Source organism: Paenibacillus sp. 1001270B_150601_E10 (genome assembly GCF_015558675.1).
GTDB lineage: Bacteria > Bacillota > Bacilli > Paenibacillales > Paenibacillaceae > Paenibacillus_B.
Genome location: NZ_JADMOL010000001.1, coordinates 1,073,305 through 1,098,244, shown reverse-complemented (window position 1 = coordinate 1,098,244; position 24,940 = coordinate 1,073,305). Strand labels below are relative to the sequence as shown.

The following is a 24,940-nucleotide window of genomic DNA, read 5'->3' as shown; positions in this document are numbered from 1 at the left end:
AATTCGCGCAAAGTTACTTTATAAGGTTGCAAACTGTACAACTTCTCCTGCTTCTTTTACTATGGGAAGTAGAGCTTATTGTGAGTAAAGGATGGTATGACATGTATATGCACAATAGCGTATGCACGCTGCTTCTTGGATGGAACCTAAGTTTGACTCGAATGTTTCGAGCGATAATTCGTATTTTGTGACAAGGAAGAAACCGGGATTTGTAATCACTTGAAACGATCGAAAAGTTTGAAGGTTCCGCCAAATGGGGAATAACAGGGGTAATGCTCTTTTTGTGCCTATCTATTAACCATCATTCAAAGGGATTTTATTTGCTCCAATCTGTTGAGCATGATCATAACTGAAATCATAGAAGGAGAGGAATGACATGACAGAAACGATTCGTTTAACGAGTTTATCTCATAAGGGGGGCTGCGGCTGCAAGATCGGACCACAGGATTTGATGCAGGTGCTGCGAGAGCTTCCGAAAGGGTCCAAGCACCCTGATTTACTGGTTGGTCTTGAGACTAGCGACGATGCTGGCGTGTATCGTCTTACGGATGACATCGCTTTGGTACAGACGGTTGACTTCTTCACACCGATTGTTGATGATCCGTATTCATTTGGACAAGTCGCTGCAGCAAACGCGCTCAGCGATGTGTATGCTATGGGGGGCAAGCCGCTCACTGTGTTGAATATTGTTGCATTTCCGATATCGACATTGGATAAAAAGGTACTGGCGGATATCCTGAGAGGAGCTGCGGATAAGGTAGAGGAAGCGGGAGCAACGCTTGTTGGCGGTCATTCTATCGATGATCCGGAGCCGAAGTTTGGTCTTGCGGTGACAGGAATCGTTCATCCTGAGCGTGTACGGAAGAATGCCGGAGCAAAGCCACAGGATAAATTGATTCTAACTAAGCCAATCGGCGTGGGCATTACCACGACGGCATTGAAGCGCGGCCTGCTGAGCGAGGCGGAGATTGATCGTGTTACGTCTGTGATGACCACTTTGAATAAAAAGGCAGCAGAGATTATGAGCAAATATAACGTTCATGGCTGTACGGATGTAACGGGCTTTGGTCTTCTTGGTCACAGTTCAGAGATGGCGAAGGGCAGTGACGTCGGCTTGAATATCTATGCGGAGCAAGTGCCATTCCTTAGCCGTGTTAGAGAGCTGGCTGAGCAAGGGGCAGTGCCTGGAGGCACAAAAAATAATTATGCTCACTTGGAAGGCTCTGTTACTTTCGATGAGCGTCTTGATCAGATCTCCCAGTGGATGCTGTGTGATGCTGTCACGTCTGGCGGATTATTGATCGCAGTACATCCAGAGGATGCAGAAGCCCTTTTAAAGGACTTGCAGGAGAATGGCGTTGAAGCTTCGCTGATTGGCGAGGCAGTAGCAGACCATCCTGGACATATTCAGGTTGTAGGCGGACAAGTCGGATAACCGGCTGGAGCTTGAGAATGGGTTGACTTAGAGCTGTACGCTCCTTGAGTGAACGGAGCTTAGAATGATAACCGTGAACATCGAGAATGAATGTGGCATGGTGCACGACGAAAGAATGCGAGATGCAGGCTAGCTGAGGTGACAGCATGAGAGATATAAGCTTAGAAGAGGTGCTTCATTATCGTGAACAAGGAGCGACTCTTGTTGATGTAAGATCCCCGGGAGAGTATGAGGAATTTACGATCCCGGGCAGCATTAACATTCCCTTGTTCAGTAACGAGGAGCGCAGCGAGATCGGAACGATTTACAAGCAGGTGAGTGTAGACCGCGCGAAGGAAAGAGGCTTGGAGATTGCGTCTCAGAAGCTTCCTGAATTGTATCGGCAGTTCAAATCCTTGCAGGGGCCCATCATCCTTTACTGTTGGAGAGGCGGGATGAGAAGCCGCACGATGGCAACGGTGATGAGCCTGATGGGAATGACGATATATCGGCTCCAGGGCGGCATTCGAAGCTATAGACGCTTCATCCAAGAGCAGGTTCAACAGGAGTGGAGCACTCCCGTTATCGTGTTATCCGGTTATACGGGTACTGGTAAGACGGCAATTCTGCAGTATTTAGAGGAACAGGGGTATCCCATTATGGATATCGAGCGGATGGCTGGTCATCGCGGCTCCATATTTGGCCATATCGGACTCCACCCTTCTTCACAAAAGATGTTCGATGCCATATATGTTGAGCAGAAGCAAAGCATAGAAAAGCAGCAGAAGCCGCTCGTTTTGATGGAGGCAGAGAGCCGAAGAGTGGGCAAGGTGGTGCTGCCAGAAGCGCTTATGGAGGCGAAAAATAAAGGAAAAGTGCTTCATATCGAGCTCCCGATTGAAGAGCGAGTCAAAGTCATCATGGAGGATTATTCTCCTGCCCTTCATGAGGAGGCGATCCGGCAAGCCTTTGAACGTATTCGGAGAAGGCTGCATACACCGATTGCGCAGGAGCTTGCGGGGCTGCTTGAGCAAAAGCACTATGAGAAAGTGATCCAGCTCATGATGGAATATTATTATGATCCGCGCTATGAGCATGCTGCCTTAACGTATGAAGGAGAGGCCGTCCTTATTCAAGCGGCAACGCTAGAAGAGGCAAAGGAGCAGGTCGAGCTTCATGTGCAGCAGATGCTGCAAGCTTAGCTCCTTGGCCTATAACTGGATAGAACAGAGAAGCTTCTTGGTCTACTTGGTGGACAAGAAGCTTCTTTTTTACTATACAAGAACTTTACTGCTTTACTGCTTCGTTTAGCTGAATCGTCATGCTTGCAGTAAGAAAAAAAGAAATCCCATGGCATCTGCTGATCTTCGAGGGCCTATTGGTAGGAGGTTTTCATCATCAGAGGCTATTTATAGGAATTACCTATGAAGATGATAGATTTTATATCTTGGTCAAATACAATCTGCCTATGGTACAACATTAATATCTATTACTTTTCGAAGAGAACGTGAAACGATTGAAATCATGAATCAGGGAGTAGAGCCTGATAAGGAGTGAATGCAGATGGCAGATGTGAAGAAGATTGCAGTTATTGCAGGGGACGGAATCGGACCGGAGGTTGTGGCTGAAGCGATTAAGGTGATGAAGAGCACAGAGGAGCTGTTCGGCCTAAAGTTTGAATTCGAACATGGATTATTCGGCGGTATTGCGATCGATGAGAAAGGTACGCCGCTTCCTCAGGAAACATTGGAAATGTGCCAGCGTGCGGATGCAGTCCTGCTTGGTGCGGTTGGCGGTCCGAAGTGGGACAACAATCCAAAGGAGCTTCGTCCGGAGACAGGGCTTCTTGGTATTCGCAAGGCGCTTGGATTGTTCTCTAATATCCGCCCAGCGGTTGTCTTTGATTGCTTGAAGGAAGCTTCGACACTGAAGCCTGAAGTGCTCGAAGGAACGGATCTTATCGTTGTTCGCGAGTTGACCGGGGGGATTTATTTCGGGGAGAAGCTTCGTCGGGAAGGCGAGCATGGAGAAGAAGCGGTTGACACATGTGTGTACAATGTTCAAGAGGTAGAGCGCATTGTTCGCCAAGCTTTTGACATTGCGACGAAGCGCTCCAAGCGTCTTGCTTCTGTTGACAAAGCAAACGTACTGGAGACATCTCGTCTGTGGCGCGAAACGGTGAATCGCATTGCTCCAGAATATCCGGAGGTAGAGCTTGAGCACGTATTAGTCGACAACTGTGCGATGCAGCTCCTTCGCCGTCCAGCAAGCTTTGACGTTATCGTAACGGAGAATATGTTTGGCGATATTCTAAGCGATGAAGCGGCGATGCTTACAGGATCCATCGGCATGCTGTCATCTGCATCTTTGGGAGAAGGCAGCTATGGTCTTTACGAGCCAGTCCATGGCTCGGCACCAGATATTGCGGGTCAAGGCATTGCAAACCCGATCGCAACGATTCTATCCGTTGCTCTCATGTACCGCTTAACATTCGGATACAGTGAAGCAGCGGATGCCATCGAAGCTGCAGTGAAGCAGGTGCTTGATGAAGGGCATCGCACGGGCGACATTGCAACGGATCGTTCTCAAGCGATCGGTACAACCCAGATGGGCGATCTAATTGTAGATGCTTTGAGCAAACTGCAAGTTAAGGCTTAGTCCCTATCATTGCACAGTAAAGTGTTGCAATAGCTAAATAATCCTTCTATCGAGCTAACACGGCTGCATGTCGTCGTTAGCTCTTTTTTGCATGTTCAATGACACTGTGATTGGGCATGGTTATTGGGTATTATAATAGAAGGAAGGAGAGAGAATAGATGTGGATAACGGTTGCAAGCATACTGCTCGTACTGTTGCTGATTTCAGCTATTATAATAGGAAGAAAAAAGTTTAAGAATGGATCTGACAATGTCGTATCGCTGTCGCAGGCAAAGAAGGCAAAGACATCCGAACCGATGCGTGGAAAGGGAGCTTCCCAGAAATGCTCCCATTGCAAACAGCCCTCGAAGAAGCTTACGTTCTATGCAACTCCTGATGGCAGAGTGATTGGGGTCTGCGCATCGTGCAAGCCAGCAGTCGAGCGCCAAGGGTTACTGCCAATCTAAATCGGGTATGATGGATGGAGATAGAGCTTTTTCATCTTTTTTATGGAATTGACTTTATTATGGAGTGGATTATAGATTTGAAATCAATATAGGCGGGTTATACCAAATCTCACATTGAGGTTTGACGCATATGATGACGATAGTTTAAATTTAAAATAAATATCAAATGATAATTAGAATAAAATTGACACGATTATAAAATAAATGATACCATTCGCATATGATCATGAATTAAGCGGACAAGCTTCATGCTTGTTATGCATCCGATCATTTACATAACGAGTTACAACCTCACATAGATGAAGGAGGCCAATCATAATGGCAGAACGTTTAGTAGGCAGACCAGCCCCAGACTTCAACATGGAGACCGCATCAGGCGACGGACAAGGCTTTGGTGCAGCACAGTTGTCCGATTATCGCGGCAAATGGCTGGTATTGTTCTTCTATCCACTTGATTTCACTTTCGTTTGTCCAACGGAAATTACGGCTCTTAGCACCGCTTATGAGGAGTTTAAGAAGCTTGATACCGAAGTGCTGGGGGTATCCGTTGACTCCATTCATAGCCACAAGGCCTGGATTAATACGCCTGTAGAGAATAATGGTCTTGGCAAGCTTAACTTTCCTCTGGCATCAGATATCACGAAGAACGTCGCACGTGATTATGGTGTGTTAATCGAAGAAGAAGGCGTAGCGCTTCGCGGACTATTTATCATTGATCCTGAAGGCGAGCTCAAGTATCAAGTTGTGAACCACAATAATGTAGGACGCTCGGTTGAAGAGACGCTTCGTGTTCTGCAAGCCTTGCAGTCTGGCGGCTTGTGTCCGATCAACTGGAAGCCAGGCGACAAAAATCTGAACGCTTAAGGCTTAGCTGCTTTGTAAATAGCAAAACCACGCAGGATATCCTACGTGGTTTTTTGTTGTTATTTCAAAGCTTGCATTTCACGCTAATGATTATAAAGGAATCGTTGTTACAACGCTTCCAGCTCTTTATACTTCGCAACATATTTGAGTACAGTGTCTACATAGGTCGCATGGGACCAAGTGAGTGGAGCGACGGACACGGGAGCACCAGTATAGGGATCAAGCTGCTCAGACAATACGCCTCCGGGCAAGCTGTATCGCTCAACCCAGCGAAGCGTTTCAAGCGGGGAAGCCAACTCGTCGAGCGTGTTGGCAACTGCAATCTCATGAGCTGCAAGCCATAACGTACAGATGATCCATGGGTTGCCGGGGGCAGTATGGATATCTTGGCAGCGCTGGAAGTAATAGTCCTGCGTATAGCGTGCGATCCCGCCAATGCTCATCTTATTGGAGAGCTTTTCCCGAAGGCGCTGCATTGTAGAGACAACGCGGGAATCAGAGGCAGGCAGCACGTCAAATTCATACACGCCAAAGATGCTGCTCTCAGCCGTCATATCCTGCACCCAGTGTCCATCTTTTCGATAGAGGCCTCTTGCAAACGATTGCTGCTCCTCATTCCATAAATGCGTGAGCATGCCATGCTTAATCCGTTCGGCGCCTTGCAGATAATGCTCTGCCCGCACATCATCTCCAAATAGGGAGGCGAAGCGGGAAGCAGCCATCAACCCGCCGTATACCGCAGATGCGGTAAAGGTAAAGATGCCGTAGCGTTCCTCCCATAGATCATAGCTCGGCAGCGGAAGATGAAGCCGATCGTCCTGATAATGAAGCAGGAACTTTGCTCCTTTGCGGACGAGCGATTGATACAAGGATTGGGAGAGTTCAATATCTCCATGGCAAGTATAGTCGTGCCACAAGGCATGCAGGACAAGAGCTGTCTCATCTTCTTGAATCGGAAGCTGCGGTTTTCCGTCGTGGAGATATGGGTGCCAGCTGGAGCCGACGGTTCCGTCCGGGTTGTACTTATGCTGCAAATAGCCTTCATCACTTAGTGCGGATTCACAGAAGCGAAAGAATGGGGCAATCATTCCATGATAGCCGGCTGATGACATGGCTTTGGCCACAAGTGCGCCGTCACGCGGCCACATATAGCTGTAATGATCGCGGTTGAACTGCATAATATCCGTGTCATTGGCTGCGATAATGGCACCATTCGCATCAGTCTGTGTTCGCACCATCAATAGGCTTTGCTTGTATAGGCGGATAAGGGAAGGATCGAGATTGGCAAAGTCAGGGTTCTTCTTGTTGACCCATCTCCTCCAATACGTTTCGACCCGATCAATCAGTCGCCCGGGATGGCTGTCTCTTACGTACTGGTCAAGCCGCTTCACTTCACTAAGGCGTTTACCTGCAGCGAACCAATAATAGTGATTGGACGTCTCGCGGGCACCGCTGAAGGTACGAATGCTGATCGTGCTGTCGACAGAGCCCTGTGCAATAGGGTTCATCATGAGATGACCGTCCTCAGCGTCTCTCCAGGTACCTTCTGCCTGGTGGAAACGCTTGATGCCTGTTGTAAATTCATAGATCCCCTCTAGCGGAGGGAGCTCTTCTCCTAGTGGATCGAGCAGGTCAGATGTGATGGGCTGTTCAGAGCAGGCGTTGAACATGAAGTAGCAGTCTTTCTTATAGTGAAAGACGGTGTGATTCTCGGGGTAGTAGACCGCTGTGTCGCCTACCTCGGTTTCGTTAATGGCGAGATCCTGATGGAAGAACAGACGAATCTCTCGATCATGATCGGCATGATTCGTTATGGACACGCGCTTCAGATAGATCGGCTCTCGCTGATGAACGGCATCATTCATCGACAAGGTAATTTGAAGCTCTGGATGATAGGCAATCATTTCGGTGACAAGCGATTCGTGCACATAGCCTAAGGTGCGCTCCCATTTTGCATCGTCAAGCCATCGAAATTGACCTTCTACCCATACTCCCAGGCGACAGGAATAGCCTCCTACATGATTTAGCTGTCCGACATATGGAAAGTAGATGTCCCGAATAAAGGCATGCTGATCCAGGTTCACTAGACACTTCCCGTTGCCTACGACAAGGTATCGCGGCACCTGATCACTTCCTTAAGCTTTGGTGGGATTGGACAATCTGTGAAGCATAGCTGTGAGCGAGAAGCTTGGCTTGCGCGGAGCTGTCGGATTGGGCGAAGACTTGAAAGATCGGCTCATCCTGATCTGGCAGAATCAAGACAGAGCCTTCTGCCGTTTGAATGCGAATACCGTCCATCAGCTCCGCTTCCTGACCGGATGAACGCACCCAAGTCATCAGCTCGCGCATGATTGCGCCCTTTTCATGCCAGCTGCACATTACTTCTTCCTTGGCTGTATAACCAAATGGATTCATCTCGGCGAGCGTATCCAATCCGATCTTAGCACCAGCCATATATTGAAGAATGAGGCTAAGCGCATAGAGACGGTAGGCGAATGGCGAGAATGGCAGCCCCGAAGTCTCCTCCATGATAGAGCGGAGCGATTCCTTCGTTCGTCTTACTTGCAGCGTCCCATCCTTCAGTGATGATGGAATGGTTCCAAGCAGGCTGGAAGGCACGCCGAGGGTAGCATTTGGATGAGAAGAAGCAATGGACGTCATGATCAGGGCTATCATTTGGTCATCATTCAATATATGACCAGATGGCGTAATAAGCGACAATTGACTAGAATCCTCGATAAATATCCCAAGATCCGCATGGGTATGATGCACAATTTCGAGAACGTTCAAGTCAGGCTCATGGGTATGCTGGGTAAGAAGCCCTGTTCCTCCGATCAGCTTCGTCCACTGCATAAGCAGCTGCTGTTCCTGCTCTGTGCTAAGATGAAGCACGTAGCTTAGGTTGGCTTTTCGAATCATGGCGAAATCAATATGTGATTCAAGAACGCTTAGATAGTCCTCATTGGCATGCGAATAGTTTCGATAGGAACCGATCTGATTCCAGTGCGTTCTCGGATAATCCTCTTGGTAAAAAGCATTCTCCAGCTTGCGCTCCATTGACTTGGCAATCGGCTTCCCTTGATCATCCATCCATTGAATCAGCATCATCGGATTTGAGGATTGCTCCAGCAGGGAGATATGGATCGCACCTGCGCCTGAATGGTACTGAACGGCATGCCGTGTAACTTCTTCTGAGCAATGGCCTAGATCAAGGACATGAATGCCAATGGTGCGAAGGCCTGTGCTGCAAGCATGCTTGAGCAGATCAGCATACGGGTGGGCCGAGGTTGAGATGACCACCGTCGACGCCGCAGGAAGGGTAGAGCCATAGGCTTCAGCCAGCCGGCTTGCACGTTCAGGATGCAGCTCCAGGTTTGGAATGCCAATGACGCCTTTGCTTTGGAATAAAGGCTTCGCAGTCGGATCGGTCCAGATCATTGACGTATGGACGATTCCTTTAGCGGGAACCGTCTTATGTGGCCATAGGCGCACGCTTGCCTTGATTGAGGCATTCGAACCGATCGTGCACGAGCTTCCAATGACGGCTCCTTCTTGGAGCTGGGCAAAGCTGCCTACAACTGTGCGGTCCATGAGGAGCGCTTCATGAAGCTCAGCACCCTCCCCGATATAATTGCCGCACCAAACAATGGTTCGCTCCAGCTTGCTAGAAGGAAGCAGTGTATTGCCTCGTCCTAGAATGGTATAAGGACCGAGCTTGCTGCTTGGATGCAGCGTGCAGCGCGACCCAATATAGGCCGGCGCCTTCAACGGCAATGTGGAAGGAAGCTTTACGTCAGGTTCTACATAAATGCCGGGCTCGATCTCTGTCGCTTGAATGGCGACATCGACATGACCATCCAGCATATCGAATTGGGTCTTCCGGTACTGCTGCAGATTGCCGATGTCGGACCAATAGCCGTCTGCTACGTAGCCATACAGTGGCTCATTTTTCTTAAGAAGCTCCGGGAATAGGTTCAAGCTGAAATCGTACGGCGCATCATCAGGAATCCAGTCCAAGATCTCTGGCTCCAGCACATAGATGCCTGTATTGACCGTATCGCTGAACACCTCGCTCCAGCTAGGCTTTTCAAGAAAGCGAGTCACTTTGCCATCTTCAGCAGTCATGACGACACCATACTCAAGTGGAGACTCTACCTGAGTCAACACCATGGTGGCGAGGGCTTCTTTTTCTTTATGATAGGCGATGGCTGCCCTGAGATTGAAGTCAGTTAACGCATCGCCGCTGATGACAATGAACGTCTCATCTAGGAAGGATGCAGCATTTTTGATGCTGCCTGCGGTTCCAAGCGGAGTCTCTTCTTCGGCATAGTAAAGCTCAACGCCATATTGAGATCCATCGCCAAAGTGATTGCGAATCACTTCTGGCAAGTATTGAACGGTGACCGCGATCTGATGAATGTCGTATCGCTTCAACAGCTCAATGATATACTCCATACAAGGTCGATTCAGGAGAGGTACCATTGGCTTTGGCGTATTCAGCGTAAGGGGACGAAGGCGAGTACCTTTCCCACCAGCCATAATTACGGCTTTCATTGAGCGATCACCCTTTCATAAACATGTCTTGTCGATAATGCGATCGTATTCCAATCGTATTGCGTCTTCACTTTGTGAAGTGCTCGCTCCGCAAATTGAACGCCGAGCTCTTTGTTTTGCAACAGTTCCGTCATATGCCAAGCTAAAGACTCCACATGTCCAGGCAGAGCTTTATAGCCGTCTATGCCATGGTCAACGATCTCGGCAAGGCCGCCCGTATCGGATACGACAACGGGAATCCCGGCTCCCATTGCTTCCAGAGCCACAATGCCGAAAGGCTCATACAGGCTAGGGAAGACACAGACATCTGCAATTTGGAATAAATGCTCTCTGACTTCGTCCATGACGAATCCAGTCAGATGAACGGCGTGCTCCAGCTGTAGAGAGGCAATCAGCGACCGAAGCTCGCTCATCATAGGCCCTGTGCCGGCAATGATCAGCTTTACATTAGGGACAGTTCGCTGCACATGGGTTAAAGCGTGAAGCAGGACCTGAATGCCTTTTTCATAGACGAGCCGTCCAATAAAGAAGAGAATCGGTTCTTCCGGTGCAGCATATTGGGCTCGAACATGGCGAAGCTCCTCTGTCATAGGACGCTGGTACCACGGCAATACCAGATCTCCTTCCTTCAGGCGGCATTCGACTCCATTAGGAATCAGATGAATATGTGCTTTCGGAACGTGGAACAGACGCTCAATCTCCTTAACCATCGCCTCGCTGCACACAATTACTTCCCTCGATTCATTCGCCAGCGCATATTCCATATTGTGAATCCGCTGCTGAAGCTCGCTAGCGATCACGCCATGGTTCCGGCCATGCTCGGTTGCATGAATCGTGGAGATAAGCGGAATATGGTACAAGTCCTTGATGCTCTTAGCGGCGCCATAAACAAGCCAATCGTGGGCATGAAGAAAATCAAACGCATACCCGGCTTGGATAAAGGCGTCGCAGGCTTCCGCAAGCGCTATATTCATTTGCAGCACCCAGTCCATAAAATGAATCGTGCTTACGCTAGAAGGCAGCGGGATGCGATACACGTGAACGCCATCCATGCTTTCGTAGGCTGGGCTGCCAGGCACAGAGCGTGTCAGCACGTGCACCTGGCACTGCTGATGGACCAAGTGGCGCGACAAGTCGTACACAGCACGCGACAAGCCACCTACAACGAGCGGCGGGTACTCCCAGGCAAGCATGAGCACATGCTTCGTGGGGGACTTGGCTTCATGCTGCAGATATGGAGGCTTTCGCTGCTGCTGCTGAATTAGGAAGCGGTATGGATCCTGTGCATCCCCGATGAAGAATCCATCAGGGTAATACAGCTGATCACCATGGTGCTGCCATATAAGCAGGTCCTTTCTAAGCTGTGCTTGAATGCTTGAAAAGCAAGGGATCTCCCGTTCCATCGTGAATAACACAACTTCGTCATATACCCCTGACTCCAGCATATCGAGCAGCGTATGACAGCGCAGAATATGCTGCTTCGTACGCTCCATAGCGTAGGAAGGAACCGTATCCGCATCGATAATGAAGGCCCAGTCGCTGCTTTGCGCGAGAAACAGTTCACGAATTGCTTGATTGCCGATGCGATCTTTAACAGGGTGAAAGCCCCATTCCGGTCCGTCATATGCCATCGTGAAGATATTGATCAATCGATCTTCTGTCTGATGCAAATGCCGATAGATCCAGTCATTGCGTTCTTGAAGCCATACTTCGCCATAGCCGCCTCTTCCCCAGCTGCTTGTTGGGATATCCGCACTTTCTACAGTGGGGTGCGCATGAATGTAATCAATAGGCGAAATAAAGCTGAACTTCAGATCGGCATGTTGCTGCTTCAGATGCATTTCCCTAAATAATGACTCGATCCAATAAGGACCTTCGTACCACCAGTGTCCAAACAGCTCTGCATCGTATGGACAAACGATGATAGGCGGAGCGGATGCATCTGCTTGGATCGATTGAAGCTGCTTTTCCCGGCTTTCGAGAAAGTGCCTTGCGTGCATAACCGCTCGATTATTGGCCCATTCTTCGACATAAGGCTCTTTGTCTATCCCCGTTCCTGTCACTCGATAGTACTTGAGTCCGGTATTCATTCTTGTTCCGTCTGAGAGGACAAAGGGCTTTATGTACGCCCATTCCTCTTGATCATGCCAACCAAGGTCATAGCCGATATCTCGGTAATATTCCCGGTAATCGGGGTCTCCTGGATATCCCTCGTGGCTGCTCCACACCTGCTCTGAAGAATAGGGATCTCTCGCAAAGGCTTTAACGCTTGCTCCATTAGCTTGGATAGGCGTATAGGTGGATGCAGCCTTGGCGCTTGCAAGCAGCAGGGCATGATGATCAATGATTATGTATTGGATGCCGCTCTCCGTAAGCATCGCAGAGAGCTCATCACTGTATGCGCATTCAGGCAGCCACATTCCTCTTGGTCTTATGCCAAAATGGCGCTCATATTCGAGACATCCCACTTCAATCTGAGCGTGAGCAAGTGCCGGATGCTTCACAAATGGAAGAAACGCGTGTGATGCCGAGCAGGTCATAATCTCGATCGAGCCTTCCTGCTGAAGCTGCTTAAAGGCGGGAATGATATTCCGATCCCATTTGTCGTACAGCTCAAGCCAGGCGGACCAGCGTCTGTGGTACATAAGTGCTGTGGCATGAAGCTTGGGATCGTCCTTTGTCCGTTTCAGTTCCTTTTCTGCAAGAAGCAGACTTTTGACCAGATGCTGCTCATAGCGCTCCTGCATGAGGGGATCTTCCATGAGAGCAAGCAGCGTAGGGCTCATGCTTATGCTTATTCGATACGGAATCTGCTCCTCTGTAAGCCTTGCAAAGCTATCGAGCAGCGGCAGGTAGGTCTCGGTCATGGCTTCAAAAAACCAACGCTCCTCCATCAGATCATCCTGCTCTTGATGACGAATATAGGGGAGATGGGCGTGCAGGATCAGAGCAACATAGCCAAGCTGCTCCTTTTGCTTAGAAGCCCTGCCTAGATCGTATCCTGTCATGACTTCGCTCCTTCTTGAGTGGTATAGAGGGTGTACGTTGAAAATTGTTCGAATGGTGAATGATAATCAGAAAGGATCGAGGAGGCTGAATCTGGATGCTGTGGATGTGCGTCGGCACTTGAAACGATCGCACCGTGGCTTTCTGTTCCCGCCGTAGTCATGGATTTGCTTCTTGGAGTACGAGACTTGTTGGAGCGAAGCAATGGTACAAACTGGCCGTCCTGATTGGCAATGCCATAATCGGCCGCATAGATCATCTTCGGGATGGCCTCTCGGTAATACCACGATGATGTCTCTCCCACTTCAATATCGACCCACATGGCGGGACGATCAAAGGCGGTTGTCTCTTCTTCATATGCATAGAAGCGGATGATTTTGGGTAATGAAGACCAAGGGGTACGATAATGGGCTGCAATCATATTCCGCTTCCGCTCATGAACATCCCAGTAAACAAATAGCACATGGGGGGACTGGACCATAAGATGAATGAAGGAATGCCGATAGGTAGGCGGCCAGACAGCGGTTAGCGGTGAGTGAAACATAGGAACCTCCTTTCGATTGTGCGAACGATGATCACGCTGCGCGTGGATACTTACGGAAGGAAATTCCGTATTTCAAAGAAAATGAAGCTGTTCCTTGTATCCAAGGCCAGTCAAACCCTGCCTTATGGAATATGGATATTAGAGCTTGATACGCTTTATGAAAGAAAATGATAATTGATGAAAGAAGCGTATGGTGCGGGGAGAAGTCAAGAGCCAATTAATAGACATCGTCACTACGCAACGTATTCAGGATTAGGAGGGAGTATTGACTTTATTTCGCTCATGCGTCATTTTTACAAATTCATCATACGGATTATCCGATTGGAGCAGTGCTTGATAGTGCTGAGGAGAGAAAGGACGGAAGGATTCCGTTCGTCCAGTAGCGTACTGTGCAACCAATTCCTCTTTCTTATCGTCATACATTAAATAGTTGATCTGCTTAGAGACAAGATACAACGGGATAATGCTCATGGATGATCACTCCGATCGATTGGAATGTTTCACATGTATATGCGACAATGAAGCATAATAGACGAAGGAACAGGATTTACACCAAAAGCAGCCTGTTTACTTTTTGTTCATCTTTTTCAATGGTTTAAAGGAATTTGTGGGAGCGGTAGCGAATATGCTACACAACATCCCTATTGTTCATCTCTAAAGTTTAAGTGTAGTCAGGTGAGGAGGGAGAATATGAGTTTCTGTTGCGGAGCAAGCATGATTGGGACATTAGGATCACTCAAGCACTATCGGACAAGGATTCATCATGTTCCTCTACTGTTATGTCCCGTTTGCAAGCGTATTGAGGTTCATTATCAGGTGGAAAATGAATACGAAATTCTTGCGGAATTTGCGGAATCTGACGGACTTGAGGACGTAGACTTCAGGGACTATGTAACAAAGGAAGACGGCTCGCTGTTTGAGAACTGTGTCAATCACGAGGGAGAGGATCCACTTGAGGTCGTTCGGAGACAGATCGACTCCGCGCTTGATTTGCTTCAGCTTGCAAAGCAGTGGGACGACACACAATGGGAGATGCAGCTAAAGCGCAGGCTCGCGCTGATGAGCAGGCGCAAATCGCAGCTCCTAAAGCAAAAATAAAGTGATCGTTCACTTTCATACACCTTTATATCCTAACGGCTCCTCATAATGCACGACTCTGTAAACATCAGGATTTCAGAGTATGTATTGTGCAGGAGCTGTTGTTTTGATTCAGTACCAAACTTCAGCTTCTAAAAAAAAAATTTAGGAAGCTTTTAGTGGATTCTATTTATTCTGCTGATATTCGACAATATCTCATGTTGATTTTGATAATGGACATTCACTATGATGGACATGAACTCGAAAAGTCTGGGGAAATTTACAGCTTGGTGCTTGGATGAGGTGAATTCAATCATGGATATCGACGATGCCCTGAAGCCGCAGCAAACGGAGTTGGCCGCTCAATATGTGAAGCGCCTACGAGCCTATATGCTAAGCGGACATCAGGCAGATTTGATGCAAGCCAGTCGCAGTTGGGACTTGAGTACAATAGATCCAAATGATGCATTGAAGCTTCATGAGGAACAGCTTCTTATCATGCTGCCTCATGTGGAGTGGGATGAATTCATGATAATGTGTCAACGCTCTTTTGCCTATTTAATGGAGAGCCTAGAGAAGGATCAGGCGGAACGTGAATACGAGGAGGGAGACGTGTTGTCATTAAGCAAAATGCGTGAACCTTGGAAAGAAAGAGCTCATGACTTATTTATGGAGCACGCTCAAGCAGCACCCAGCAAATATGAAAATATCCTTCAGCAGATGGATAGTGCCGTTATTCTATTCGATGAGAGCGGAGTGCTCAGCTTCATTAATGTCGAGGCGGCCAAGCTCCTACAAGTTCCTCGCAAGCAGCTTGCGGGCCGATCAATTGTGGAGTTATTCCATCACCCTATGATTGCAAGGGACAAGCGCCGGATGCTTGTACGAACGTATAGGGAAACGATACAAAGACGTAAGCGCTACCACGAAATTACCGATCGGCATGGCCGAACGTACATGGTGACCTTAACCTATGGCGAGCAAATGGACGGCGATTACTTATTCACCATTAAGGACGTTTCTGACTTTAAGCGTATCGAGCAAACCGCGGTTCAGAACGATAAACTTGCGATTCTCGGCAAGATTGCAGCTGCCATAGCACACGAGATCCGTAATCCACTAACCTCAATTCGAGGATTTATACAGCTCCTACGACCACATCTAGTCCAACTTGGCAAGGAGGAATATGCAAGAATTATCCTGGCGGAGATTGACCGTGCCAATGATATTATCTTTGAATTCCTGAATTCATCAAAGCCAACAGCGCCTCTTACTTCTGAAATTCCGATATCCTCACTACTGCGTGAAGTTGTACTCCTAATTGAAAGTGATGCCCTTATGAGAGGCTGTGAGATCGATCTGCAAGACGCTAACGACTCTTCCAAAATGGTGGTGGCGATTGATGTAAAGCAAATCAAGCAGGTCGTCTTGAATATGATGCGCAATGCGCTCGAAGCGATTCGCGAGGTGGATCACCTTCGGAAGGGGAGGATATCCATCTCTTCTCGTATGGAAGGACGTTATGTTGCAATATGCATCCAAGACAATGGTAGCGGGATGGATGAACGCACCCTTGAACGGCTGTTCGATCCCTTTTTTACGACGAAGGATGAAGGGACAGGGCTCGGCTTATCGGTCAGCTACCGAATTATTCGCAATCACGGCGGTTCTATAGAGGTCGACAGCGTCAAGGGAGAGTGGACCGAATTTATCATTCGCCTGCCGCTTGTATTGCGTGACAGCATTGCGCCTCAACTTCATCAGGTATAATATATGAATAGACAGCAGCATGATCATCATTTCGAAAAAGGATGGATATTTCATGAAGATGACGAATGCAACACAACTAGAACAATTACAAATTGCAACCGTATCCAGCTCGATTCAAGCTCAAGAAGCGGATGCGCTTGTTGTGCTGGCAACGAAGAATGCTTGGGAATCAGGTCTGACTGAAATCCCAGGAAACCAAGCGGTTAAAGATGCGATTGCGACAGGTTTGTTTGAGGCAAAGCATGGCGCTACGCATGTGTTCCCTGTTCGCGAGGGAAAAGCGCGCTTTTTGATTGCCGTAGGATGCAAGGAAGAGCCGATCACTTCGAATGACATTCGCGTGATGCTTGCAGATGCCGCACGTGAAGCCATGAAGCTTCAAGCTTCCAACGTATCTGTACATATCTCGAATACGCTCGTTACCTCTACTGTAGAGAAGGATGCGAAGATCGTTGCGCATGCAGTCGTGGAAGGCTTTATGCTTGGCGCGTACTCTCGCGTGACTTACAAGCGCGACGCGAAGCCGATTCATGCTTTTGCTTCTCTCACTCTTCATGCAGAAAGCCAAGAGCTCGAAGCTTGGAACGAGGGCGCGAGTGCGGGTAAGGCATACGCGCTTGGTACAACCATTGCTCGTGACTTGGTAAACCTGCCAGGCAATACCTTGGTTCCTAGCACGCTTGCAGACTATGCACTTGAGCTTGCGAACAAGTATGGCTTTGAAGCTCATGTATTAGAGGAGAATGCGATCCAAGAGAAAGGCATGGGCGGCCTTTGGGGCGTTGGTAAAGGCAGCGTGAATCCTCCGCGCATGATTGTGTTGAAATACCAAGGCAAATCGGAGTGGAAGGATGTTACCGGTCTCGTTGGCAAAGGGATTACGTTTGATACAGGCGGTATTTCCTTGAAGCGTGCAGGCAACATGGATGAGATGATCTGTGATATGGGCGGCGCGGCAGCTATGCTCGGCACAATGGCGATTATCGGCCAATTGAAGCCAGAAGCAAACGTATTGTGCGTAATTGCTTCAGCTGAGAACATGCCGGATGGCAAGGCATTGAAGCCAGGCGATGTGATTACATCCTACAGCGGTCGTACAATCGAAGTATTGAACACGGATGCTGAGGGTCGTCTTGTTCTGGCAGACGGCATGACTTATGCGAAGGAGCTTGGTGCAGATCGTTTGATCGATGCGGCAACATTGACTGGTGCAGTAGGAGTAGCATTAGCTAACCTGACGACTGGTGTTGTGACAAACGACGAGGTCTTCTTCCAGCAATTTGCGGCAGCATCGAAGCGTACAGGCGAGTATGTCTGGGCATTCCCGAACCATCCTGAATATTGGGAAATGATTAAGAGCGACGTTGCGGATGTGAAAAACAGCGTTCCAGGCGGAGCTGGCTCGATTACAGCAGGAATGTTCGTTGGCACATTTGCTGATGAATTGCCTTGGATTCACTTGGATATTGCAGGAACAGCATTTATTCCAAGCAAACGCGGCGTAAACCCTAAAGGCGGCACAGGCGCTATGGTTCGTACGATCGCAGAATATATTCTTTCGAACTAATTTTTTTATAGGTAATTATTGGGCTTTTCTAAGGGGCGAACTCCTTTAGGAAAGCCCTTTTTCATGTCATGAATGAGGAAAATAATGGTGTTATATAGGGTGGCTGTATACCTTATCCTCTGAATGAGGATGATCAAAATGATCTATTCAAGCGTTAGGGTTGCGATATAATGGCTAGTATACCATGCTTTGGGGGTGCTTGATCGTGAGAAGAATAGACTTGCAGGTGTATCAAAAAGTCATCATTGTATTCGCAGCGTTAGTGATACCGATCACTGCAATCAATATTGTCATCAATCTGAATGCCGTATCCTATCTTCGAACAAAGCTGTTCGAATCGACGCAGGATAAAGTCTATTATTTTCGCAATCAGCTTAACAATCAGATTGCCTTTATTCGCAACCAGCATCTGAATCTCCTAACGGATAACAACTTAGTGGAGCTTCATTTCCGCGCGGGAGCCCTTTCCAAGTATGAGGAGTTGCTGCTGACCACACACCTGCAAAGCAATATGCTCAGTATTCGGAACTCAAACGAGCTTGTAGAGGATGTAGCTGTCCATATTGAAGTGTTGAATCGGATGGTTTCGCTAAGCAAGGGGAAGCGCGAATATGATACAGGTAGCAAGTGGGAAGAACTCCGGCAGCTGCACATTAAGAACAAGCAGCCTTATTATGTGGTCGGGGACCAGATCTACTTTATCGAGAGCACGAGCAATGGAACTGTGACGACGTATGTTCAAATTCCTCTTCACAGTCTGCTGCAGCAGATTGATAATATCATTCCAGAGGAAAGCGACAACGGTTATTTTATTGCAGACCATACGTTAAAGGATAGCGTTAACTTCGCAGGGGAAAGACCTATCCAAGCTGAGATCATGTCGCAAATGAAGATGCCGGATGAGAAGAGAGAGCCGCAAGGACGCTTTGATATTCATGTGGGTGATCGAGATTATCTTGTTATTTACAGTAAGATCAATGCTCTCGGCGGCACCTTATTTACGTACATGGATGAGAAAGCGATTACAGGCGTGATTAGCAAGTACAACGGACTTGTGGCAGCACTCGGCTTTGCAGCCTTAGTCATTATCGTTGTTTTCTCTTTGTCAGTGAACCAGATGATCCATAAGCCGCTTAATCATCTTATTCGTGCCTTTCGCAAGATCGAGCTTGATCCCGAGCAGATTGCGACGAGATCGTCGATTCCTAATAATGAGTTCAACTATTTGAACGAAAGCTTTGAGCAGATGAAGCAGGAGCTTAACGCTTCAATCAAGCAGAATTATGAGCATAAGCTTGCCCTGCAGCAGTCAGAGCTAAAGCAGCTTCAATCACAGATCAATCCTCATTTTCTCTACAATGGATTCTATAATCTGTACCGGATGTGCAGAGCTGAGGATGTGGAGGGAGCGGCTGAACTGTCCATGAAGCTTGCCAACTACTATGAATTTATAACCCGAAGCGGGAGTGATGAGGTTCCGCTGCAGCTGGAATACCAGCATGCCGTCGATTACTGCGACATTCAGCAGATTCGTTTTTCTAGATATATTCAGATTCATATCGAGCCTATTCCAGAGGAGCTGGCACAAATTCCGGTTCCTAGACTGATCATTCAACCAATAATTGAAAATGCTTTCAAGCATGCCTTTGAGCGCGGAAAGTCGATGGAAACCTGTATCATCCGTCATCATCAGGAAGGGGACAAGCTCCTTATTATTGTGGAAGACAGCGGCAGGACTCTGACGGATGAGACGATTGTTCGCTTGAATAAGAAGCTGGAGCATCCGGCCGCGATTAAGGAGAAAACAGGATTGATCAATGTATGCAATCGCTTAAAGCTTGCGTTTGGAGAGAAGAGCGGCATAACCGTATCTCGCAGTTCGTTAGGAGGTCTATGCGTCACCATGTGCATGACTATTTTTAATACAGGGGGAAAGCAACATGTATCGAATCTTAATCGTGGATGATGATGCAATAGTCGTGGAGGGTTTATATCAGCTGCTGGCAAGTCATTTTGAGAATGAACTGGATCTATGCAAGGCTTATGGACCTGAGGAAGCTATGGAAATTATTAAAAAGACGCGGCTTGACATGGTGCTTAGCGATATCGACATGCCGGGACGTTCAGGGCTGGAGCTTGCGGATGATATCGTACGTTATTGGCCGAAGTGCCGCATTTTATTTTTGACGGGCTTCAGCGACTTCAACTATATCTATAGCGCGATGAAGAAGAGAGCCTCTCATTTTATATTGAAGACAGAAAAAGATGAGCATTTGCTGGCCATTATCCAAAGCGTGATGGATGAGATTGATGCGGAGCGAAGCAATCGTGACAGCTTAAAGCAGGTCAATACCGAACTTCATTATTTGCGTCCGCTCCTTACAAGTGAATGGTTGAAGGCTCTGCTGGATCAATCGGAGAAGGAGACGGATGTATCGACAATCCGAGGACGCGAATGGGTCATTGATGAGAATCAGCCGTTTATGCTGCTTGTCGGCTACACGAAGTGGGATCAGCCGCAATCGTGGGTGGCTAAGGTTCAGAGCTATGGGTATGTGCTGAATGTCTTTGCAGAGCAATTGCCGCCGCTGCTCGTCTCAAACGGTTTCGTAACCCATCATTCCTTATTTGTATGGCTGCTTCAGCCTAGCCAGGAGGACTCGACATTTTTGAATGAGGAAGGCGCAATGAATTGGGATCAGGTAGCCGACTATGTGAGAGGCTGTCTTGAGGATATTCAGAATGGAATGGAGTACTTGCTGGGGCTTGAGGTATCGTTTGTATTCAACCGAGAGCCTATGGAGTTTTCCTCGTGGAAGCGCGAGTTCGAGCGATTGCAGGTGAAGGCGGAGCAGTGCATGGCAAGCAGCTCTCATCTTACGATTCTAGACGTCGGCCAGATGCGTCAGGATGCGCAGACGGAGCGCTGGGTGCAAGAGGTGCATGCATTCATTGATGAACATCTTGGCGATGATTTATCGCTTGTGAGGATCGCGGAAAAGGTGCATATGAATCCAAGCTATCTATCCCGCTATTATAAGCAGGTGACGGGGAAGAATGTATCCGAGTACATTACGGAGACAAGGCTTGCAGCTGCGAAAAAATGGATTATCGAAGAAAAGCTGAAGTTCAATGAAATTGCCTACCGTTTAGGCTTTAACTCTCCCTCATACTTTACAACCTTCTTTAAAAAGCAGACGGGGCAGACCCCGCAGGAGTATCGTGATACTTTTGAAAGGTTGTAAACAAATCAAAATCAATGTAAACAAAGTGAGATTGAAAGCGCATACAGTGGGGTTTAACCTAAAGATGTAGACATTGATTCGTTAGAGGGAGGTCATTATGAATAAACGTACGTTCAAGCAACTCATCGTTGGTACGCTGCTATTGTCACTTGCATTATCCGTTATCGCAGGATGCGCAAGCAAGCCAGATGCATCCTCTGATTCAGGTAGCAAGCCGATCTCTACAGAGATTGGCACTGATCCGATGTGGAAATATCCAGAAACGGTCAAAGTAACACAGGTTATCGGTCACGGTAAGGCGGAAGACGCGAAGACACCTTCAGACATTACGCCTGCAACAAATGCCTACTATAAGAAACTAAAGGAAATGCTCAATATCGAAGTGGAGTACTTGTGGATGGTTCCAGCCGATCAATATGAGCAGAAATTCTCCCTAGCAGTCGCCTCTGGCGATCTACCTGATCTAATGGTCATTGGGTTCGAACAGTACGAGAAATTCAAGGAAGAAGATCAGTTGGAGGACTTGTCAGAAGCGTATGAGAAGTATGCTTCACCGGATCTGAAGGCGTATGTCGAAGCGGATGGCGGTAAGACGCTTGATATGTTCCGACAAGATGGCAAGCTTCTTGCCCTGCCAAGCTTCGAGGATCCATTCATGTCTGCACAGATCATGTGGTTCCGTAAAGACTGGCTTGAAAAGCTGAATCTGGAAATTCCGAAGACACTGGATGATCTTGAAAAGGTGGCAGAAGCCTTTACGAAGCAGGATCCAGACGGCAATGGCAAAAACGATACTTACGGCTTGGCGCTTCACAAGGATCTTATCTCCTGGGGATTTGACGCTCGAGGCTTCTTCTATTCAATGGGTGCTTATCCAAAGGCTTGGATCAAGGATAAGGACGGCAATCTCGTTGCTGGCGAGACGCTGCCAGAAACAAAGGCTGCGCTTGAGCGCTTGAATCAATGGTACAGCAAGGGCTTGCTGGATAAGGAATTCGCCTTCAAAGACATGGATAAAGTCGTTGAAGATATCGTAGCAGGCAAGGTTGGGATCTCCTTCGGCGAATGGTGGTACCCAGGCTGGCCGCTTAATCTGAATCGTGATCAAGATCCGAAGGCTGATTGGGTCGCAGCGGTTCTGCCTTCCTTCAATGGCAAAGAGGGAGAGACATTAGTTCCGAGCCAGCGCATGAGCCGTATCTATGCGGTTCGCAAAGGCTACGAGCATCCCGAAGCCGTTATTAAAATGGCGAACTTCTATACCGAAATGCAGAAGAAGGAATATGCGGATGAAGTCAAAGCAGAGAACGGTTATGTATACAACTGGTATGATCCGCGTGTCTACAACCCATACGATTTCGAGCAGGCCTACACAGAGGTAAATGCTGCGCTTGACAACAAGCAGGAGCAGATCGATTCTGTGAATCCAACATCGGTTCAAGCCTTTGAAGCCACGAAGAAATTCTTGTCCGGCGAAGGCGATAACGGAGCATGGGGCATTTACATGCGAAGTGTTGCGAAAGACGGCGGCTGGGGAATTACGCGTACGCTTAGAGATAAGCCGTATGTTGTGAATGAATTCTACGGAACCGCTACTCCAACCATGACAGAGAAGAATACTTCGCTCAACAAGATGACAGATGAATTGTTCACGAAGATCATTATGGGCTCCACGCCAAGCAGCGAGTTCGATAAATACGTAGAGAGCTGGAAGAAGCTTGGCGGTCAGGATATTACGGATGAAGTAAACGAGTGGTACAAGAATAAATAGAAGTCGGTAAGGATAAGGGAGAGTAGGCTCGCTTGATCGAGCCTGCTCTCCTTCCAATAACGACCATGGGAGGGAAACATTCATGTCGAATACGGCTCAAGTGGAGACGGTGCGGGTCATGAAGAAGCGGTCAAGCAAGCGAGTTAGCACCCTGCCTTTGCATCTGATGCTTCTGCCTGGTGTGATCGTCACGCTGATTTATGCATACGGCCCCATGTTCGGTCTAGTGATGGCCTTTCAGAAGTACATCCCTTCGAAAGGGTTTTTAGGCTCGAAATGGGTTGGATTTGAAAACTTTGAATACATCTTTCACATGCCCGACTTCTATCAGGTCTTGTGGAACACCTTAATTATTGCGGTATTAAAAATCATTTTTGGGCTCATCGTTCCACTGGTCTTAGCCCTGCTGCTGCAGGAAGTGACCAAGAGCTGGATTGTGCGAACGATTCAGACGAGCGTATTCCTGCCCTATTTCCTTTCCTGGACGATCCTCGCAGGGGTAATCTTTGAGATCTTCTCCCTGAATGGTCCGGTCAACTCTATTATTGCTAGCATGGGCTCCGAACCGATTATGTTCATGGGAGACAAGAACTGGTTCAGAGGGATTCTGATTGGCTCTGATGTATGGAAAGGAATGGGCTACAATATGATCTTGTATTTGGCCGCTATCATTGGGATCAATCCGAGTCTTTATGAGGCTGCGGAAATTGATGGAGCGGGCAGATGGAAGCAGGTTATTCATATTACGCTCCCAAGCATCCTGCCGATCATTGTACTGCTTGCAACGCTAAGCCTAGGTTCTGTGCTGAATGCTGGCTTTGAACAGATTCTATTGCTCTATAATCCGTTAGTCTATGAAAGTGCGGATGTTATCGACACGCTAGTGTACCGAATGGGCTTGATCGATCAGCAATTCTCACCAGCTGCTGCCTTTGGTTTGTTCAAGTCAGTTGTGTCTGTTGTCCTGGTCTCCATTTCATATTACTTAGCTTATCGATTCACCAACTATCGCATATTCTAACGAAAGGTGGAGGCGTATTATGCATATCAAGCCCTCTCCCTCAAGGGTTGTCTTTAACATCATTAATGGCATTGTGCTTACCATTATCACGCTGTTAGGCATTATTCCTTTCATCCATTTGCTCTCGGTATCGTTAAGTTCAAACTCCGCGGCTGTCGCTGGGCAGGTATCCCTGTGGCCTGTGGACTTTACATGGGATGCTTACATTTATTTGAGTCAAAAAGTAGAGTTCTTCCGTTCCTTTTGGGTATCAATACAACGGGTTTTTCTCGGAACGATTCTGTCGATGCTGCTGGTTGTGCTGACAGCATACCCGCTTTCTAAGGAAACGTCTGTGTTTAAGCAAAGAACCGCATATGTTTGGTTCTTCGTCATTACGATGTTCTTTGGAGGCGGTCTGATTCCAACATATATGGTCATTCGCAGCACCGGCTTGCTGGATTCCATCTGGGCGCTCGTTATTCCAGGCGCACTTAACGTATGGAACATGGTGATGCTGCTGAACTTCTTCCGCAACACGCCGAAGGATTTGGATGAAGCGGCTTTGATGGATGGTGCGGGACATGGATCGCTATTGTTCCGAATCTACCTGCCGATCTCATTGCCTGCGATCGCAACCATTCTCTTGTTCACGATTATTGGGCACTGGAATGCTTGGTTTGACGGGATACTGTATATGAACTCGCCGGATAATTATCCGCTGCAAACGTATCTATCGACTTTGATCTCAACCTCGAATCGAGAGAGCATCTCGGTCGATGAGCTGGCGTCAATGGCAAGCTACGGCGAGAAGACGCTGCGCACAGCCCAGATCTTTATGGGGGCCTTGCCTATCATGGCCGTGTATCCGTTCCTCCAAAAGTACTTTGTAAAAGGGATTACGGTGGGCAGTGTGAAAGGTTAAGGAAAAGCTAAAGACCGGTGTAAGGTCTTGGAGTTTCCCTCACGAAAGAAAAAAGGGATCAAAGCATCAGGTGCTTTGATCCCTTTTTCATAGGATTAG

At 47.9% G+C, this 24,940-nt stretch carries 18 protein-coding genes; 13 read left to right on the top strand and 5 right to left on the bottom strand.

Going from position 1 to position 24,940, the window contains the following annotated elements:
- Window positions 1–376: 376 nt before the first annotated feature.
- The 5 genes from selD to I2H74_RS04960 all read left to right on the top strand — a co-directional run bounded on the left by selD (window position 377) and on the right by I2H74_RS04960 (window position 5,382).
- Entirely contained in the window at window positions 377–1,435 is a 1,059-nt protein-coding gene (gene selD, locus I2H74_RS04980; protein ID WP_195572045.1) for a selenide, water dikinase SelD, read from the top strand.
- A 146-nt stretch (window positions 1,436–1,581) separates the two neighbouring features.
- Entirely contained in the window at window positions 1,582–2,616 is a 1,035-nt protein-coding gene (gene mnmH / locus I2H74_RS04975; RefSeq protein WP_195572044.1) for a tRNA 2-selenouridine(34) synthase MnmH, read from the top strand.
- Window positions 2,617–2,977: 361 nt separating this feature from the next.
- Window positions 2,978–4,072, top strand: coding sequence for a 3-isopropylmalate dehydrogenase (leuB, locus tag I2H74_RS04970; protein ID WP_195572043.1), 1,095 nt, complete (start codon window positions 2,978–2,980; stop codon window positions 4,070–4,072).
- A gap of 158 nt (window positions 4,073–4,230) precedes the next feature.
- A complete protein-coding gene (locus tag I2H74_RS04965) occupies window positions 4,231–4,518 on the top strand; it encodes a hypothetical protein (RefSeq protein WP_195572042.1) in 288 nt (95 codons plus the stop codon).
- Window positions 4,519–4,836: 318 nt separating this feature from the next.
- Complete coding sequence (locus I2H74_RS04960; RefSeq protein ID WP_195572041.1) at window positions 4,837–5,382, top strand: peroxiredoxin; 546 nt, start codon at window positions 4,837–4,839, stop codon at window positions 5,380–5,382.
- Window positions 5,383–5,489: 107 nt separating this feature from the next.
- Here the strand turns inward: I2H74_RS04960 and I2H74_RS04955 are convergent, their stop codons facing one another.
- The 5 genes from I2H74_RS04955 to I2H74_RS04935 form a co-directional block, all read right to left on the bottom strand.
- Window positions 5,490–7,505, bottom strand: coding sequence for a glycoside hydrolase family 15 protein (locus I2H74_RS04955; protein ID WP_195572040.1), 2,016 nt, complete (start codon window positions 7,503–7,505; stop codon window positions 5,490–5,492).
- Window positions 7,506–7,509: 4 nt separating this feature from the next.
- A complete protein-coding gene (locus tag I2H74_RS04950; protein WP_195572039.1) occupies window positions 7,510–9,936 on the bottom strand; it encodes a sugar phosphate nucleotidyltransferase in 2,427 nt (808 codons plus the stop codon).
- A complete protein-coding gene (locus I2H74_RS04945) occupies window positions 9,933–12,944 on the bottom strand; it encodes a 1,4-alpha-glucan branching protein domain-containing protein (protein ID WP_195572038.1) in 3,012 nt (1,003 codons plus the stop codon). The genes I2H74_RS04950 and I2H74_RS04945 overlap by 4 nt, the downstream gene beginning before the upstream one ends.
- A complete protein-coding gene (locus tag I2H74_RS04940) occupies window positions 12,941–13,486 on the bottom strand; it encodes a DUF4912 domain-containing protein (protein WP_195572037.1) in 546 nt (181 codons plus the stop codon). The genes I2H74_RS04945 and I2H74_RS04940 overlap by 4 nt, the downstream gene beginning before the upstream one ends.
- A gap of 252 nt (window positions 13,487–13,738) precedes the next feature.
- The gene (locus I2H74_RS04935) at window positions 13,739–13,957 is read right to left on the bottom strand and encodes a hypothetical protein (RefSeq protein ID WP_195572036.1); all 219 of its coding nucleotides are present in this window, start codon (window positions 13,955–13,957) and stop codon (window positions 13,739–13,741) included.
- Window positions 13,958–14,176: 219 nt separating this feature from the next.
- Between I2H74_RS04935 and I2H74_RS04930 the strand changes: the two genes are divergently transcribed.
- From I2H74_RS04930 to I2H74_RS04895, 8 genes are all read left to right on the top strand, one after another.
- Window positions 14,177–14,584, top strand: a complete 408-nt coding sequence (locus I2H74_RS04930; protein WP_195572035.1) for a hypothetical protein — start codon at window positions 14,177–14,179, stop codon at window positions 14,582–14,584.
- A 609-nt stretch (window positions 14,585–15,193) separates the two neighbouring features.
- Window positions 15,194–16,333: an ATP-binding protein gene (locus I2H74_RS04925; RefSeq protein WP_420707420.1), complete on the top strand. Its 1,140-nt coding sequence runs from the start codon at window positions 15,194–15,196 to the stop codon at window positions 16,331–16,333.
- Between the two features lie 52 nt (window positions 16,334–16,385).
- A complete protein-coding gene (locus tag I2H74_RS04920) occupies window positions 16,386–17,900 on the top strand; it encodes a leucyl aminopeptidase (protein ID WP_195572034.1) in 1,515 nt (504 codons plus the stop codon).
- 205 nt (window positions 17,901–18,105) lie between these two features.
- On the top strand, window positions 18,106–19,866 hold the full coding sequence (locus tag I2H74_RS25085) for a sensor histidine kinase (RefSeq protein ID WP_195572033.1): 1,761 nt from the start codon (window positions 18,106–18,108) through the stop codon (window positions 19,864–19,866).
- Window positions 19,841–21,145 (top strand): response regulator transcription factor, encoded by a 1,305-nt coding sequence (locus I2H74_RS04910; protein WP_195572032.1) that lies wholly within the window; start codon window positions 19,841–19,843, stop codon window positions 21,143–21,145. Before I2H74_RS25085 ends, I2H74_RS04910 begins: the two co-directional genes overlap by 26 nt.
- Before the next feature lie 97 nt (window positions 21,146–21,242).
- The gene (locus I2H74_RS04905; RefSeq protein ID WP_195572031.1) at window positions 21,243–22,916 is read left to right on the top strand and encodes an extracellular solute-binding protein; all 1,674 of its coding nucleotides are present in this window, start codon (window positions 21,243–21,245) and stop codon (window positions 22,914–22,916) included.
- A gap of 118 nt (window positions 22,917–23,034) precedes the next feature.
- Window positions 23,035–23,937 (top strand): ABC transporter permease, encoded by a 903-nt coding sequence (locus I2H74_RS04900; protein ID WP_195572152.1) that lies wholly within the window; start codon window positions 23,035–23,037, stop codon window positions 23,935–23,937.
- A 19-nt stretch (window positions 23,938–23,956) separates the two neighbouring features.
- Window positions 23,957–24,841, top strand: a complete 885-nt coding sequence (locus tag I2H74_RS04895) for a carbohydrate ABC transporter permease (protein ID WP_195572030.1) — start codon at window positions 23,957–23,959, stop codon at window positions 24,839–24,841.
- The last annotated feature ends 99 nt before the right edge of the window (window positions 24,842–24,940 follow it).

Coding starts and splice junctions, on each gene's coding strand:
- I2H74_RS04905 (WP_195572031.1), top strand. CDS start 21,243: ATGAATAAACGTACGTTCAAGCAACTCATCGTTGGTACGCTGCTATTG.
- I2H74_RS04920 (WP_195572034.1), top strand. CDS start 16,386: ATGAAGATGACGAATGCAACACAACTAGAACAATTACAAATTGCAACC.
- mnmH (WP_195572044.1), top strand. CDS start 1,582: ATGAGAGATATAAGCTTAGAAGAGGTGCTTCATTATCGTGAACAAGGA.
- I2H74_RS04925 (WP_420707420.1), top strand. CDS start 15,194: ATGCGTGAACCTTGGAAAGAAAGAGCTCATGACTTATTTATGGAGCAC.
- I2H74_RS04935 (WP_195572036.1), bottom strand. CDS start 13,957: ATGAGCATTATCCCGTTGTATCTTGTCTCTAAGCAGATCAACTATTTA.
- selD (WP_195572045.1), top strand. CDS start 377: ATGACAGAAACGATTCGTTTAACGAGTTTATCTCATAAGGGGGGCTGC.
- I2H74_RS04940 (WP_195572037.1), bottom strand. CDS start 13,486: ATGTTTCACTCACCGCTAACCGCTGTCTGGCCGCCTACCTATCGGCAT.
- I2H74_RS04895 (WP_195572030.1), top strand. CDS start 23,957: ATGCATATCAAGCCCTCTCCCTCAAGGGTTGTCTTTAACATCATTAAT.
- I2H74_RS04945 (WP_195572038.1), bottom strand. CDS start 12,944: ATGACAGGATACGATCTAGGCAGGGCTTCTAAGCAAAAGGAGCAGCTT.
- I2H74_RS04950 (WP_195572039.1), bottom strand. CDS start 9,936: ATGAAAGCCGTAATTATGGCTGGTGGGAAAGGTACTCGCCTTCGTCCC.
- I2H74_RS04910 (WP_195572032.1), top strand. CDS start 19,841: ATGTATCGAATCTTAATCGTGGATGATGATGCAATAGTCGTGGAGGGT.
- I2H74_RS04965 (WP_195572042.1), top strand. CDS start 4,231: ATGTGGATAACGGTTGCAAGCATACTGCTCGTACTGTTGCTGATTTCA.
- I2H74_RS04930 (WP_195572035.1), top strand. CDS start 14,177: ATGAGTTTCTGTTGCGGAGCAAGCATGATTGGGACATTAGGATCACTC.
- leuB (WP_195572043.1), top strand. CDS start 2,978: ATGGCAGATGTGAAGAAGATTGCAGTTATTGCAGGGGACGGAATCGGA.
- I2H74_RS04900 (WP_195572152.1), top strand. CDS start 23,035: ATGAAGAAGCGGTCAAGCAAGCGAGTTAGCACCCTGCCTTTGCATCTG.
- I2H74_RS04960 (WP_195572041.1), top strand. CDS start 4,837: ATGGCAGAACGTTTAGTAGGCAGACCAGCCCCAGACTTCAACATGGAG.